Source organism: Ruthenibacterium lactatiformans (assembly GCF_000949455.1).
In the GTDB taxonomy this organism is placed as follows: domain Bacteria; phylum Bacillota; class Clostridia; order Oscillospirales; family Ruminococcaceae; genus Ruthenibacterium; species Ruthenibacterium lactatiformans.
This window is the reverse complement of the sequence record NZ_JXXK01000025.1, coordinates 23,408-38,217: the sequence shown is the minus strand read 5'-3', so window position 1 is coordinate 38,217 and position 14,810 is coordinate 23,408. Positions and strand designations below refer to the sequence as shown.

9 protein-coding genes, 1 tRNA gene and 1 pseudogene are annotated in these 14,810 nt (G+C 54.9%); 7 read left to right on the top strand and 4 right to left on the bottom strand.

Annotated features, from left to right (window positions below; translation table 11 throughout):
• The 4 genes from TQ39_RS14575 (at position 1) to TQ39_RS21850 (ending at position 7,255) form a co-directional block, all read left to right on the top strand.
• Positions 1-1,425, top strand: a complete 1,425-nt coding sequence (locus TQ39_RS14575; protein WP_050006057.1) for an efflux RND transporter periplasmic adaptor subunit — start codon at positions 1-3, stop codon at positions 1,423-1,425.
• Between the two features lie 12 nt (positions 1,426-1,437).
• A complete protein-coding gene (locus tag TQ39_RS14570; RefSeq protein ID WP_009321970.1) occupies positions 1,438-2,643 on the top strand; it encodes an ABC transporter permease in 1,206 nt (401 codons plus the stop codon).
• Between the two features lie 267 nt (positions 2,644-2,910).
• Positions 2,911-5,832, top strand: a complete 2,922-nt coding sequence (locus TQ39_RS14565) for an acyl-CoA dehydratase activase (protein ID WP_050006056.1) — start codon at positions 2,911-2,913, stop codon at positions 5,830-5,832.
• A gap of 52 nt (positions 5,833-5,884) precedes the next feature.
• Positions 5,885-7,255, top strand: coding sequence for a 2-hydroxyacyl-CoA dehydratase (locus TQ39_RS21850; RefSeq protein ID WP_050006055.1), 1,371 nt, complete (start codon positions 5,885-5,887; stop codon positions 7,253-7,255).
• Positions 7,256-7,362: 107 nt separating this feature from the next.
• Here the strand turns inward: TQ39_RS21850 and TQ39_RS14555 are convergent, their stop codons facing one another.
• Positions 7,363-8,277 (bottom strand): ketopantoate reductase family protein, encoded by a 915-nt coding sequence (locus TQ39_RS14555; RefSeq protein ID WP_050006054.1) that lies wholly within the window; start codon positions 8,275-8,277, stop codon positions 7,363-7,365.
• Between the two features lie 372 nt (positions 8,278-8,649).
• On the opposite strand from TQ39_RS14555, the gene TQ39_RS14550 reads away from it, so the two are divergent.
• The 3 genes and pseudogenes from TQ39_RS14550 (at position 8,650) to tnpA (ending at position 10,811) form a co-directional block, all read left to right on the top strand.
• The gene (locus TQ39_RS14550; protein WP_050006053.1) at positions 8,650-9,870 is read left to right on the top strand and encodes an MFS transporter; all 1,221 of its coding nucleotides are present in this window, start codon (positions 8,650-8,652) and stop codon (positions 9,868-9,870) included.
• A gap of 95 nt (positions 9,871-9,965) precedes the next feature.
• Positions 9,966-10,042: transfer RNA gene (locus TQ39_RS14545), tRNA-Ile, on the top strand.
• 313 nt (positions 10,043-10,355) lie between these two features.
• Positions 10,356-10,811 (top strand): annotated as a pseudogene (gene tnpA / locus TQ39_RS14540) (IS200/IS605 family transposase).
• Positions 10,812-10,945: 134 nt separating this feature from the next.
• Here tnpA and TQ39_RS20425 read toward each other — a convergent pair.
• The 3 genes from TQ39_RS20425 to TQ39_RS14530 form a co-directional block, all read right to left on the bottom strand.
• Positions 10,946-11,236 (bottom strand): HU family DNA-binding protein, encoded by a 291-nt coding sequence (locus TQ39_RS20425; RefSeq protein WP_082052280.1) that lies wholly within the window; start codon positions 11,234-11,236, stop codon positions 10,946-10,948.
• Positions 11,237-11,259: 23 nt separating this feature from the next.
• Positions 11,260-12,030: a class B sortase gene (srtB, locus tag TQ39_RS14535; protein WP_050006052.1), complete on the bottom strand. Its 771-nt coding sequence runs from the start codon at positions 12,028-12,030 to the stop codon at positions 11,260-11,262.
• Positions 12,031-12,098: 68 nt separating this feature from the next.
• Positions 12,099-14,735, bottom strand: coding sequence for a leucine-rich repeat domain-containing protein (locus TQ39_RS14530; RefSeq protein WP_050006051.1), 2,637 nt, complete (start codon positions 14,733-14,735; stop codon positions 12,099-12,101).
• Positions 14,736-14,810: the final 75 nt, after the last annotated feature.

The following is a 14,810-nucleotide window of genomic DNA, read 5'->3' as shown; positions in this document are numbered from 1 at the left end:
ATGGAAACAAAGGAATTGATGGCGCAGAACGTGCAGGACCCGGCGCAGGCCGGCGAGGTGCTTTTGCAGCCGCCCAAACGGCCGAAGAAAAAGCGCAGCATCAAAAAAATCGTGCTGCTTTCACTGGCAGGCATTGCGGTGCTGGCCCTGGCGGGCAACGCCGTTCTGAGCGCGCTGCGCGGCCCGCTGCCGACCTATGTGCAAACACAGACGGCGGCAGCCGGAGACATCAGCCAAAGCCTGTCCACCACGGGTACGCTCACCTCGGGGCAGACCGTAGTGGTGCCGTCGCCCGTCACCGCGCCTCTTGCAGAGGTGAAGGTGGAAGCGGGGCAGATCGTGAACGCGGGCGACCTGCTTGCCACCTTTGATACAGAGCCGCTGGAGCGCGCCTACCGGCAGGCTTCTGCCGCTTATGAGAGCGGCCAGCTGCAGAAAAGCGACGCGCTCACCGCCAGCGACAGCGCACAGGCACGCTTCAATGACGCGGCTGCGAACCTGAACAATCTTGCCGTCCAGAAAGACAAGGCTTCAGCCGCGGTGAACAGCCTGACCGCGCAGTACGAGGCCCTCGCGGATAAGCAGAGCGAGGAGGCGTTGTCTGTTAAAGCGGCTTTGGACGCCGCCGCCGCGGACCTCGCGAACCAGCAGCAGGCGCTGAGCGCGGCCAAGGCAACCTACGACGCGGAAAAGCAGGCCGTCCTGTCCGACAGCGCCAAGCGCCAGTTGGAGCTGGCACAGGTGCCATCATCTCTCTCCGTGCAAAGCGCCAAGGAGGACCTTGCCCGCGGCAGGGACGGCGTGACCGCACCCATCAGCGGCGTCGTCACCTCCCTCAGTGCGGTGCCGGGCTCCAGCGCGGCGGCTTATGGTCCGCTGTGCACGATCCAGAGCCTGAGCGATGTATATGTGGACGTGGCGCTCTCCCGCTACGATCTGGAAAAGGTAAAGCCGGGCCAGAGCGCCGTTGTCACCACGCTGGGCAGGACATACACCGGAACGGTGGCGTCCATCGACGCGATGGCCACGGCCGGGGCCTCCGCCACAGGCACGGCCACGGCCTATGTGCACGCCAAAGTGCAGCTGGACGCGCCGGACGGCGATATCAAACTGGGCCTGGAGGCCAACGTGGTCATTGCCACAGGGGAGGCGAAAGGAGTGCTGAGCCTGCCCATCAGCGCCGTCAATACGGATGTGAGCGGCCAGTTCTGCTATGTGGTGGAAAACGGCGCGGCTGTGCGCCGGGATGTGAAGACAGGCCTTTCTTCCGATACGCAGGTGGAGATCGCCTCCGGCATTTCCGCGGGGGATGAGGTCATCCTCAACCCGCAGGATGTGACGGAGGGCATGGCTGTCAGCAGCGACCCCGCCGCCGCGGCGCAGATGCCCGCGGACGCGGGTATGGGCGCTGTGATGATGGGCTAAGGGGGCGTCCGGATGCGTCAGATCTATGAATACGCCAAAATGGCGTACCGCAACATCATGGGCAGCAAAATGCGCTCATTTCTCACGATGCTGGGCATCATCATCGGCATTGGGGCTGTCATTATGGTGCTGTGCATCGGCGGCGGCGGGCAGCGGATGATGGACAGCGAACTGGGCATGCTGTCTTCCGGTTCGGTGTATCTGAGTGTGACCGGCGAGGATACCACTGTGAACGATTATTTTACCGACGGGGACGTGGAGGCCGTGGGCCGTATGGAAGGCGTTGCGGGCGTGACGATGGCCGGCGGCGCCAGCGGAAGTGTGCGCGGCCCAAAGGGAGAAATAGGCGCCAGCCTTTCGGCGGGCAACGGCAGCATGTTTCTGGTGTTTCCGGCTACGCTGCAGGCGGGGCGCTTTTGGGACGCGTCGGATTATGATGCCGCGCGCCGTGTTGTGACCGTGGATTCCGCGGGAGCAAAGGCGCTGTTTGGAACCGACGACGTATTGGGCATGACGGTGCAGCTCACGGTGGGCGGACGCACTTCGGATTTCACGATCATCGGCATAACCGAAAGCCAGAGCGGATACAGCTACAACGGCAAGATCACTGCGCAGATGACGGCGCCGCTGTCCAGCCTGTCCACTCTTTCCGACGATGTGGGCCAGCCGTATTTCCAGATCGCGCTGCTGGCGCAGGACACTGCGAACAGTGTACCGCTGGCACAGCAGGTGCTGCGTCTGGTGGAAAGCCGACACGGCAACGCCGGGCGGGACTGCTACGGCATTATGGACGTAAGCCAGTACACCGCGCAGATCAGCAGCGTGACAGGGATGTTTACGGGCATCATCGCCGCCATCGCGGGCATCAGCCTGCTGGTGGGGGGCATCGGCGTTATGAACATCATGCTCGTCAGCGTCACCGAGCGCACGCGGGAGATCGGCATCCGCAAGGCGCTGGGGGCAAAGACGGGCAGCATCACGTTCCAGTTCCTCATTGAAGCGGGTACGCTTACGCTCATCGGAGGCGTCATCGGTATTGTGCTGGGCCTGTGGGGCGGCTACGGCATCAGCAGCCTGATGGGCATGGAGGGCTATGTGGCACCCTCCACTGTAGTTTATATCGCGCTGTTTTCCATCGCCATCGGCATTTTCTTCGGCATTTACCCCGCGCGCAAGGCGGCGCGCCTGAGCCCCATAGAGGCGCTGCGCACAGAATAATTGGTTTTACAGGCCTGCGGCTCCGCGCTGTGGGCCTGTTTTGATAAGAAAAGGCTGTGTTTTTGGGCATAACGCCAGTATTTTGTAAATAAGGACGAATTTTCCGTAAAAAATTTGACAAATATTCACATCTGTCCGTTGATTTTTCGACAAAAAGCGGTAAAATACTATGATATAAGGTAAAGATAAGGTTAAGATAGGAGGTCCTGTCTTACCGGCGGGCTGCGGCGCGCCCGGCGCGCCGCTTAAGGGGAAAGGGAGAACAGTTTGAAGATCGGGCTTGACATCGGGTCCACCACCATCAAATGCGTGGTGCTGGACGACGCGCTGAATATTACATACAAAACCTATGAGCGTCATTTTTCCCACATCGTGGAAAAAGCGGCGGAGCTGGTGCAGCGCATGCACACTGAGGTGCTGCACGGCGCGCCCGCGCAGCTTTCCATCTCCGGTTCGGCCGGCATGGGCCTGGCCGACGCCTGCGGCGTGCCCTTCGTACAGGAGGTGTTTGCCACACGGGTGGCGGCAAAGCGTTACGCGCCGGATGCGGACGTGGTGATCGAGCTGGGCGGCGAAGATGCGAAGATCCTGTTTTTGACGGGCGGTACCGAGGTGCGCATGAACGGAAGCTGCGCGGGCGGCACCGGCGCGTTCATTGACCAGATGGCAACGCTGCTGAAGATGACGCCCGACGAAATGAACGAAGCCGCGCGGCATGCGGAAAAAACATATACCATTGCCAGCCGCTGCGGCGTGTTTGCCAAAAGCGATATCCAGCCCCTCATCAACCAGGGCGCAAAGGCCGGGGATGTGGCGGCCAGCATTTTCTATGCCGTGGTGAACCAGACCATCGCGGGCCTTGCGCAGGGCCGGAAGATCGGCGGCAACGTGCTGTATCTGGGCGGGCCGCTCACATTTTTGCCCCAGCTGAAAAAGAGCTTCGACAAGACGCTGGGCGTGACGGGGATCTGCCCGGAAAACAGCCTTTATTTTGTGGCGCTGGGCGCGGCGCTGTATTCCGACAAGGAACTGGATCTGGCGGGTGTGGTGGAAAAGCTGCACGCATACAGCGCCACGGCCACCTATGCGTTCAACCCGCCGCTGTTCCGGGACGAAGCGGAATACGAGGCGTTCCGCGCACGGCATGCAAAGGCGAGCGTGCCGCGCCGTCCCTTTGCGGACAGCACCGGCCCTGTGCATATCGGCATCGACGCGGGCAGCACTACGGTAAAAGCCGCCGTCATCGACGGAGACGACAATTTGCTTTTCACCAGCTATCAGCCAAACAGCGGCAATCCCATCCCCATCATCCGGCAGATGCTCATCGACATTTACAAGGCGCGTCCGGGCCTGCGGGTGGCCAGCGTCACAGCCACGGGCTACGGCGAGGACATTGTGAAAAGCGCCTTCGGCGTGGATTTCGGCGTGGTGGAGACAGTGGCCCACTTTACGGCGGCCAGGCACTTTATGCCGGACGTGGATTTCGTCATCGACATCGGCGGGCAGGATATGAAGTGCTTCAAGATCGAGGACGGAGCCATCAGCAACATCTTTTTGAACGAGGCATGCAGCTCCGGCTGCGGCAGCTTTTTGCAGACGTTTGCGGGCGCGCTGGGCTACGGCGTGCCGGAGTTTGCGAAGCTGGCTCTGTTTGCGGATAAGCCCGTGGACCTGGGCAGCCGCTGCACGGTGTTCATGAATTCCAGCGTCAAGCAGGCCCAGAAGGACGGCGCGTCCATCGAGAACATTTCGGCCGGGCTTGCCATCAGCGTGGTGAAAAACGCGCTGTACAAGGTCATCCGTGCCTCCGGCCCGGAGGAGTTGGGCCGCAAGATCGTGGTGCAGGGCGGTACGTTCTACAATGAGGCTGTACTGCGTGCGTTCGAGATGGAAATGGGCGTGGAGGTCATCCGGCCGGATATCGCGGGCCTGATGGGCGCGTTCGGCGCGGCACTGTACGGCAAGGCAAAGGGAAAGAGCCAATCGTCTCTGCTTACGCTGGAGGAGCTGGAGGGCTTCACCCAGAAGGTGCGCAGCGTCAACTGCGGCCTGTGCGGAAACAACTGCCAGCTTACGGTCAATATTTTTCCGGGCGGCAAAAAATACATCAGCGGCAACCGGTGCGACCGTCCGGTGTCCCACCGGGGCGCGGAAAACCCACTGAATCTGTACGAATACAAGCAGCGCCTTCTGGCCGAATACAAGCCCCAGCCGGGCATCCGCGGCACTATTGGCATCCCCCTGGGGCTGGGGATGTACGAACTGCTGCCTTTCTGGTATGCTTTCTTCACGAAGCTGGGCTTTTCGGTGGTGACCAGCGGTCCCTCCAGCCGGGAGCTTTACTTGGAGGGCCAGAGTACCATTCCTTCCGACACTGTATGCTACCCGGCAAAGCTGCTGCACGGCCATATCCACCGGCTCAGCCGGATGGCTGTGAACGCCGTTTTTTACCCCTGCCTGACGTATAATGTGGACGAGGGCCTGGGTGACAACCACTACAACTGCCCTGTGGTGGCCTATTACCCGGAGGTCATTGCGGCCAACTGCCACGAGCTGGAGAATATCCGTTTTATTTACGATTATATCGGCATTCACCGCCGAAGGGATTTCCCCAGGAAGATGACGGCCATCCTTGCAAAATACTTCGCGGGCATCAGCCTGGGCGAGGTGAAGGGCGCTGCGGACGCGGCCTATGCCGAATATGCGGAGCATATGTCCCGCGTGCGTGTCCGGGGCGGGGAGATCATCGCCCAGGCGCGGGCCGAGGGCCGGCAGATCATCGTTCTGGCGGGCCGTCCGTACCATGCGGATGAGGAGATCAACCACGGCATCGACAAGCTGATTTGCAGCTATGGAGCGGCGGTGATCACAGAGGACAGCATCTCACACCTGGTGGAAAAATTCCCCACCAGCATCCTCAACCAGTGGACCTATCATTCCCGCCTGTACGCGGCGGCGAAATACATTGCGGACCAGCCGGATATGAACCTCGTCCAGCTGGTGAGCTTCGGCTGCGGCGTGGACGCCATCACCACCGACGAAACGAGAGAAATTTTGCAGCGGGAAGGCAAGCTGTACACACAGATCAAAATCGATGAGATCGCGAATCTGGGCGCGGTGAATATCCGGCTGCGCAGTCTGTTCGCAGCCATAGAGCCGGCCTCCGGCGAAACGCCGGACGCGGAGTAATGCTCCCGCCCGTAACCATAACTGCGTATTTGCCCAAAGGAGGGGCATGCCCATGGAAAATGTCCATACTTATCCAAAATTCACTCCGGAGATGAAAGCGACACATAAAATCCTGATCCCCAACATGGCGCCCATCCATTTTGAGATGATGCGCGCCGCCATGGAGGACGAAGGCTATCATGTGGAGGTGCTTGGCTCCGGCGGCCATGCCGTGGCGCAGGAAGGGCTGAAATATGTCCACAACGATACCTGTTACCCTGCGCTTCTTGTCATCGGGCAGTTCATCAATGCGCTGAAAAGCGGAAAATACGATCTGGATCACACGGCCCTGCTTATCACGCAGACGGGAGGCGGGTGCCGGGCGTCCAACTACATCCACCTTTTGCGTAAGGCGCTGGTGAAAGCGGGCTTTCCTCAGGTGCCCGTGGCCAGCCTGAATTTTTCCGGCCTGGAAAAGGACAGCGGCTTTCAGTTGACGCTTCCGCTCATCCGAAAGATTGTTGCGGCGGTGTTTTACGGAGACGAGCTGATGAGCCTTGCCAACCAGACGCGCCCCTATGAAAACGAGCCGGGCACGGCGGATGCGCTTGTGGCTGCCTGGACGCGGAGGGTGGCGAGCCAGTTCGATGAAAAAAAGGGCTTCTCGAAAAAGGATATGGCTGCGAACTTTGCGGCTATCGCGGCGGATTTTGCGGCGGTGCCCGTTACCTATACGCCCAAGGTGAAAGTGGGTGTCGTGGGCGAGATCTATGTGAAATATTCACCGTTGGGCAATAACAATCTGGAGCAGTTCCTCCACGGCGAGGACTGCGAGGTGAACCTGCCGGGCCTGATGGGTTTTGTGCAGTACTGTGTTGCCAACATGGCCGAGACCGTGCGCCTGTACGGCGGCAGCAAGCTGTTGGAGCTCGGCTCCGATACGTTGATGAGCTGGCTTACCGTGCGGGAAAAGCTGATGATCGCGGCGATTAAAAAGCATCCCCAGTTCCATGCGCCCACACTGTTTCTGGACACGAAAAAAATGGCGGACGGAATCATCGGCATCGGCAACAAGATGGGTGAGGGCTGGCTGCTGACGGCCGAGATGATGGAGCTGCAGCAGACAGGCTTTGAGAACATTATCTGCGCCCAGCCCTTCGGCTGCCTGCCCAACCACATCTGCGGCAAAGGAATGATTAATAAGATCCGCACCATATATCCCCGCGCCAACATCACACCCATCGACTATGACCCGGGCGCAACGCGGGTGAACCAGGAGAACCGTATCAAGCTGATGCTGAGCGTGGCCAAGGAACGCCTTGGGCAAAGCGGCGGCACACCCCCGCAGGGCGGCGCAGCCGAGAAAGTGCCGGTATACGGCGGCATGGAGGTGCCGGCCGTGCATGTGCCCGGCTTTGCGGAAAAGCTGCCCGCCAACGGATGAGCGCTGCAGCGCGGAATACAGACGAAAAACCAGCGGAGCCTGCCCTTTTTATGGGGCACAGGCTCCGCTGGTTTCTCTGTGCGATGAGATTATAGCGCGCCGCATGCTCAATACGCGGCTTCAAGCTCGGCAATGCGGCGGTAGAGCATATCGTTCACGGGGGTAGGAACGCTGTGCTTCTCCCCAAGGCGGCGCATGGCGCCTGCGAACAGCTCTACCTCGGTGGGACGCCGGGCCAGCGTATCCTGGCGCATGGAGGGCATTCCGTCGGGGTTCAAAGCATCGGTCATTTTCATCCAGGCGGAAATATCCGCGTCTGTCAGCGTCACACCCTCCCGTGCGGCCAGGGCCTGTGCCTCCCGCATGGCAGCCAGCATGGTGTCCCGCGCCGTCCCCGGGTGCTGTACGCCCCGATACGGCACATTGTAAACCGCGCATACCTGGTTCAGCCCCACATTGAGCATCAGCTTGCTCCATTGGCGGTACAGAATATCTTCATGTATTTCGCAGGGCACGCCCGCCTCCAGCAGCAGTGCGGCCGCCGCGTCCACAGCCGGGGTGCGCGCGCCCGTACCGCTGCCGATAAGAAGCTTTCCCATATTGCGGTAGGTGACGGCGGGGCCGTCCTTTACGGCGTCCATCCCCTGGGCCACACAGTAAAGCACGTGCTCCGGCCCGTAGGCTGCGGCCAACTCGCCCTCGCTGGTAATGCCGTTGAGCAGGGAGATGACCAGTGTTTCAGGCCCGATGAACGGGCGCATCGTTTCAATGGCGGCGGCAAGCCCGGTACTTTTGACGGCGAAGACCGCCAGCGCGGCAGGCTGCGCCTGCTGCGGCGTCACAAAGCGGAAGGTGCAGGCAGCGCCGTTGCAGGTGAAGCTCTGTGCCGCATAACGGGCTGCACGCTGTGCATCCGCAGCAAAGAATACACGCTGCGGGCCAAGTGTCTGCGTCATGCGCTGGCCGAACATGACGCCCAGCGCACCTGCGCCGATGACTGCAATGACAGGTTGTTTTTTCATAATACATTTCCTCCGGGAGCTTTTGGTGCTTTGTAAAATACGTTCGGATGCGTGCGGCGCGGGAACGGCCGTAGCTGTCAAAAACGGCAGAAACAAACGGCATTTCCCGGTTGGGAAGACAGTGTTTGTTTCATTATAGCATGCCGCCGCAAAGGGGTACAACAGAACCGTAGGGATCGCGGCTTTGCAGTCTGTTCAAAAAAATATCGAAAATTTCCGAAATATGATTTTTCATCTGGTATTTTGTGCGGGGCCATGCTATGATGTGCTGGGATTTATGCTGCGCTGCCGGCTGTTTACAGGCGGGAACGGCGGAGCGCATCCCATAGTACAACAAAATAAGCATCAAACGGATGCGGGGGCGGACAGCAAATGGAAAAGACACCGCGCGATTTTATTTTCGATAACCTTCTTTCCATGTCGGCATACTGGGCCTGCACAGGCGCCATCATTGCCAGCCTGACGGCATATTACGGTTTTTCACTCGCGCTGTCCAATGTGGTCACGGGCCTGAGCGGCACGCTGCCCATCCTACAGCTGGCGGGCGGCCTTGCCTACGAGCGCACAACACGTCCGCTGCGCTTTCTGCGCCTGTGTAACGGCACATGGCGTGTACTGCTGCCGCTGGTGTTTTTTTCGGTGCTGCTGCCAAGGACTGCCGGCGCGCCGTTGATGGTGGTGTGCTATGTGTTGGCCATCGGCATTTATCAATTTGCATGTCCGTCTCAGACGGACTGGCTGGTGAGCAGTGTGGAGGGCCGTGTCCGGGGAGACTATTACTCGGTGCGTGAGATGTTTTTCATGCTTACATATACCGGTGTGTTCTGCGCCGTGAGCCTGATTATTGACCGCGCTGCCCGGCACGGCGCACAGCAGACCGGCTTTTTGGCCGTAGGCGTGCTGGAGACCATGCTGCTGGCCGCCAGCTTGACAGTGCTGCTGCGTTTGCCTGCGCCGGAAAGGCCTGAAAAGGAGGAGCCTGCCCCAGCTGCGGCCGCCTTGTTGGAGCCGCTGCGCAACCGCCGTTTTCGGAGGGTGATGCTGACGAATATGGTGTGGAGCCTTTCGGGCATGTTCATCGGCGGCTTTGCCGCGGTGTACCAGATTCAGGTGCTGGAACTGACGTTTTTTGAAATCATGGTCTGGGTGACGGCAGGAAACCTGTGCCGGTCGCTGTGCACTCCGCTGATGGCACGTCTGGCTGCGCGCATCGGATGGAAGAATGTTACCGCGCTGACCATTGCGATGATGGCATGCGTGGCCGCGCTGTGGGCGGCGGCCACCCGGCAAAATGCAGCATACCTGTTTCCGGTGTTGTCCATACTGGGGGCGGTGCCTTACGCGGGCATGGGCGTCGGTTTCCTGAAAATGCAGGTGGCCACCAGTCCGTCCGCCACGCGTAGCATGTATTTTTCCGTCAACTCACTGTTCAACGGGGCTTCAGCTCTGCTGGGCTCGGTGCTGTGCTCTGCGCTCATCGGCGTGCTGGAGGCCTACCCGCCCCACGCACTGCGCTGCATCTTTTTTGTGGGCTTGGCAGGCGCTCTTGCTGCCGCAGTGATGGCCGCGCGCATTCCCTGCCGGGAAGCGTGAACCGCGGGAAAACAGAAAAATTTTTAGGGCTTTTCTTTTTGGAGAAAATCCTGTATAATATATAAGCCGCATCACTGTGTGCCGCGGCGTGATTGGGGGCCTTAGCTCAGTTGGTCAGAGCATTCGGCTCATAACCGACCGGTCCAGGGTTCGAGTCCCTGAGGCCCCACCAAGTTCATGTGACAAAAAAGATGTCAGTCGATTTTGTCGCATAAAATCAAGGGAAAACGGGCTTTTTAGGAATAATTCCTAAAAGCCCGTTTTTCATAGATATCAAAAATATTTTTGGTTTTCGACGAGAATCCGTCACACTGCGTGTAATGAATTTGCAAAGCAATTAAGTGATTTGCAAGCCGAAAACCACTCGCTAGGCGAGTGGTTCAAAAGAAGACTAATGTCGATAATGGGAAAAGAAAAACTCCCTTTGCTATACTGGAAGTGCGGTCTGCGAACTGCACAAGCAAGCAAAGGGAGGTCATTCAAAAATGAACGACGTAAATAGTTTATCGCATAGCAGTTGGAATTACAAATGTGTGGTGTTCGCTTCGAAATACAGGCGGAAAGTGTTCTTTGGTGAGAAAAGAAGAGAAATCGGGAGCATCCTGAGGGCGCTGTGCAATTGGAAAGGGATCAAGAGCATCGAAGCGGAGATGTGCCCAGACCACATCCACATGCTGATGGAGATGCCGCCAAAGATAGCGTATCGAGGTTCATGGGGATCCTGAAAGGAAAGAGCCGCCTGATGCTTACGAGAAGTTTCCGGAACTGAAATACAAATACCGAAATCGGGAATTCTGGTGCTGAGGGTACCACGTGGACACAGCAGGAAAAAATGCAAAGAAGATACAGGAGTATATTTAACGCCAGTATGAGCAAGACAAAGCAGGAGAGCAACTGACCATGCCGAACTTCTAAAAAGCCCGTTTACGGGCGACAAGTAACAGAACCTTCGCGGCTGGCAGACCGTACTTGTGTGACGTGACGCGCACGCTAGTATTCTAGAGCTATGCCCACATATGAAAAACCCCCGGCTTTGCCGGGGGATCCGGGGGATATTTATTGTATGCAAGCTTTTTTATATGGGATGATTTATGGATTTTACAACGTCTCTTAAAATTTTTCCGGGCTTGAAATAGGGAACAGTGGAAGCTGCAAGATCTATACTCTCTCCTGTGCGGGGATTACGGACTTTTCTGGCGTTTCTTTCGCGCGTTCCAAAAACTCCAAAACCTAATAATTGCACTTTTGAGCCTTCAACTAAGGCTTTGGTGACTGTTACGATAAAAGTGTTGATTACAATACCAACATCTTTTTTTGTCAGACCTGTATTGCCTGCAATTTTCTCAATCAGTTCATTCTTATCCAAATATAAACACCCTTTCTATAATGTCATAAATCTTGCTTTTCTCTGTAACATGCAATTAGAATTCGGGACTCTGCATCGTTTTGATCACAAGTAGACAGGAGCAAAAGCTGATCACCCCATGTAACTATTGAAGGAGTTTCATATAGTGCATCTGCCTGGATCCGTTCAACACATTGGCTAAAAGACGTTTCATCCAAAGGAAAGGCGTAATATGAACTGGCATTTTCGGGAGAGTCTTTAAAGTGCAGAACTGCAAAGATTTGAAAATGACGTTTCTGCAATAGGCTGTCGCATTCAAACGCGGGATGTTGTTCTAGAAAACCTTCTTTCAAATAGTTTTGCAATACTGCAAACATACTTCCGTCATTCATATTATGGCCGTAAACGATTAAACTGTTCCCATTTTCCATATCGCTTCGTGCATCCAAAAATGGTGTGCCAGCTAAAGAATAGTTTTTATTGAAGTCACGCCGAAGATAATACTCCGGTGCATCTATAGTTTGCATGATGGGATAATCCAGAGAGGTTCCTTCTAAAGAAATCCAACCTACAAAATCTGAATTTTGCTTATGAAATTCTGCGTAAACATCCAATAGCTGATCTTTTTCGGACGAAATAGTTGCATTTGAGACAATTTGAGCCATTTGTTTGAATTCTGTTCTTGCGGTATTCATCATCAAAGAGTAAAAAAGAAGAGAAGCTAGGGAAATAGAAATCAGTGTTAAGAAAAAAACAGTTAAAGCAGTCAATGTCGGGCTACGAGTCCTGAGTTTTTTGCCGCTTCTGCGTTGCATATCTGATTTCTCCTTTTGAAAGAGGCGGCAAATGCTTGCCGTCTCTTCTGGCGTTCAGCAGTATTTTTTTAATTGTATTTGTTTTTTCGAAGCCTAATAACGATGGTCAAAAGCAGTCCTGTACAACTGGCCAAGAGAAGCCCCAGCAGAAGAACAATATTGAACGGATCTCCTGTTTGCGGCGTAGATGCAGAAACAGCGGCTGGTTTTGACGGTGATGGATTTTGCGGGGTAGATGGTACAGAAGCAGCTATGTCATAAAGATATGTATAAGTGTGGTTTCCACTGATTGAACCAACAGTTGTGTCCGGCGTCTGATCCCAGTGGCCGTTTGTATAGTTTTGATTCGGCTTCATTCCTGTGGGCACATCGGCGTTCGAAAGAGTGCCTTTACCATCCTCAAGAAGCACTACTACGGTTTTGTCGCCATGGCTGCCATCTGCCCATGTGCCATTAACCACACGGAATACAAGAAGCGCTTTGTCTTCTAAAACGTCAGCGACACCATTCCCATTTTCATCGAGACCCCACAGCGCATAAACTGTAACATCTTTATCGATAACCTGTACACTGTTCAACAAACGGGACAGATCAAGCCCGGAGGAACTCTTGCTGTAAACCGTGAGGTCTTTTTGGGAAGTCCAGCCAATAAAGGCGACAGCTTGTCCAGCTTGATCACTGTGTGTGGGCTTTTGCGCATTGTTGAGGGAATATTGACCTGGAATGAGGTCAGTTTGTGTAGTGGAGGTATTGGCATCACCTCCATTGACGTCATAGAAAATAGAATATGCACCGCTCAAACGGGTATAGAAATTATTCATGACATTCCCGGCGGTGACATGTACCGTAGACCCGGTATCCAGATAAGGATAATTAGAGACAGTAGTTCCTGCCTTGAAACGATATCCGCTGGGATAGGTGAATTTCACAGTATAATCACCTTCCGGAATATCCTGGAACCTGGCTCTAAAGCCATTTGCTATTTCATTAGGCTGATATTGGGTGCCGTCGGCCGCTATCAGTATGGGATTCATCTGTTTCAGCATTTCCGGTGTTGCTGTACTGTTCAAGACATGGACATTCAACTCTGCTTCGCCCACAGGCAAAGGATCTTGGACAATATGGATTCGGGCGAGCATATTGGGTTTTCTGCCATCTGCCATTGTTCCTATACGGTAATAATAGGTGACATCGACTCCGTCCTTTAAGCCATACAGTGTTGTCCCTTCAATTCTGTCAGCACCTTTCAAATCAGAGATACGGCTGGAATCAAGCTCGGGAACCAACTGCCCCAAGTCAAAAGTGCCTTCCGGTGTTGCTTTTACTGTAATTGCCCGCAAAAAATTATAATACAGGATAGGGAGAGAGCCGCCCCCATCGGGAATCTCAAACCCTAGCAATGGATTGTTGCCAACATGCAAGATCTCAAGATTAGGATTATTCTTTACATCTAAAAAGAAAAGGGTAGTTTGTTGTACTCCAAGCTCTTTCAAATTTGGATTATTACTCATATCCATCGAAGTGATGCCGGCATTTCCGCTGACGTACAGTCTGATGAGCGCAGGATTTTTCGTAACATCAATTTTCCGGAGCGCGTTTGATTCAGCATACAGATATTCTAACTTTGGAAGCATGCTCACATCTAAAGCCTGCAGTTCGTTGTTGTCAACGTCGATAGTGGTAAGCTCTTTGTTATTGCTCAAATCTAATGATGACAATTTGTTTCCGTCAATATCTATATATGTCAAAGCCGGGTTGTTACTCAAATCCAGTTCTGTAAGTTTCCCGGTTAGGCCATCTTTTTCAAGCATGGATACGCCCAAATTTTTTAGTTTAGGATTATGGCTGACATCCAACGAAGTGATTTCATTGCGAGAAAGAATTAATACTTCCAAATCAGGCAGACTGCTTACATCTACCGTACCTTTGATTCCGGTTAAAGCAAGAGAGAGGGTTTTGAGCTTCGTGTTTTGACTCACGTCGAGGTCTTTGGTGATTTCAACATTTTGAACGGATAGCATTGTTAGGTTGGGGAAATATTCAATGCCTGTTAAATCCAGCCCCTCCGCCGGGGGCAGAGGACCAGACTGAGTACTGTAATGGAAGCGGAGTTCCTTTACGGCGGCCCGTTCTGATTCCGTTAAAACGCCGTCGTCTGATCCGAACACGTTGGGATTAGCTGGATCTCCTTCTCGCTTTCCCAACAACCATTCCCGGAACACTTTACCGGGGAAGTGTTGCTCATCAATAGGGATGTCCCCTACATCGGCGCTTCTTGCGGCAGTCTCTGAAGGCGATTCATCCACAGGCGCTATTTTTTTAAGCTCAATTTCTGCTGGAAGAAGGGTTTCACTGTCTGTGCCCGTTTCGCTTCCTTCGATTGGCTCCGTGACGGTTTCTGCTTCCACACGAGAGGTAGATGATGCAGGATCTATTACGTCATCCGGTTTGGTTTCGTTCGAAATATCTGCGGGTACTGAAGTAGACTCGCTTTCTGGTGCGGATGACCGACTGTCCGGCAAGTCAGTATCAAAAGCAGCTTCTGATATTGAAGAGGGGTCTGCTGGAACACTATTGTCTATTGATACAGTTCCAGCAACAGGCAGACTGTCTATGCCCTCCGCAGCGTATCCGGGGACGCTGTTCACTAAGAAAGCGAACACCATACCCAAGCACAAAAAAGCCAATCGTTTTCTTTTATACATGTTTTTTATTCCTCCTTTAGTAAATCGCTGGGTCACAGCCAAGAAATACTACGGCCATGTGGCCGCTTGCGAATG

Excerpts from the sequence above, each read along its gene's own strand:
- TQ39_RS14575 (WP_050006057.1), top strand. The coding sequence starts at position 1 with ATGGAAACAAAGGAATTGATGGCGCAGAACGTGCAGGACCCGGCGCAG.
- TQ39_RS14570 (WP_009321970.1), top strand. The coding sequence starts at position 1,438 with ATGCGTCAGATCTATGAATACGCCAAAATGGCGTACCGCAACATCATG.
- TQ39_RS21850 (WP_050006055.1), top strand. The coding sequence starts at position 5,885 with ATGGAAAATGTCCATACTTATCCAAAATTCACTCCGGAGATGAAAGCG.
- TQ39_RS14555 (WP_050006054.1), bottom strand. The coding sequence starts at position 8,277 with ATGAAAAAACAACCTGTCATTGCAGTCATCGGCGCAGGTGCGCTGGGC.
- TQ39_RS14550 (WP_050006053.1), top strand. The coding sequence starts at position 8,650 with ATGGAAAAGACACCGCGCGATTTTATTTTCGATAACCTTCTTTCCATG.
- srtB (WP_050006052.1), bottom strand. The coding sequence starts at position 12,030 with ATGCAACGCAGAAGCGGCAAAAAACTCAGGACTCGTAGCCCGACATTG.
- TQ39_RS14530 (WP_050006051.1), bottom strand. The coding sequence starts at position 14,735 with ATGTATAAAAGAAAACGATTGGCTTTTTTGTGCTTGGGTATGGTGTTC.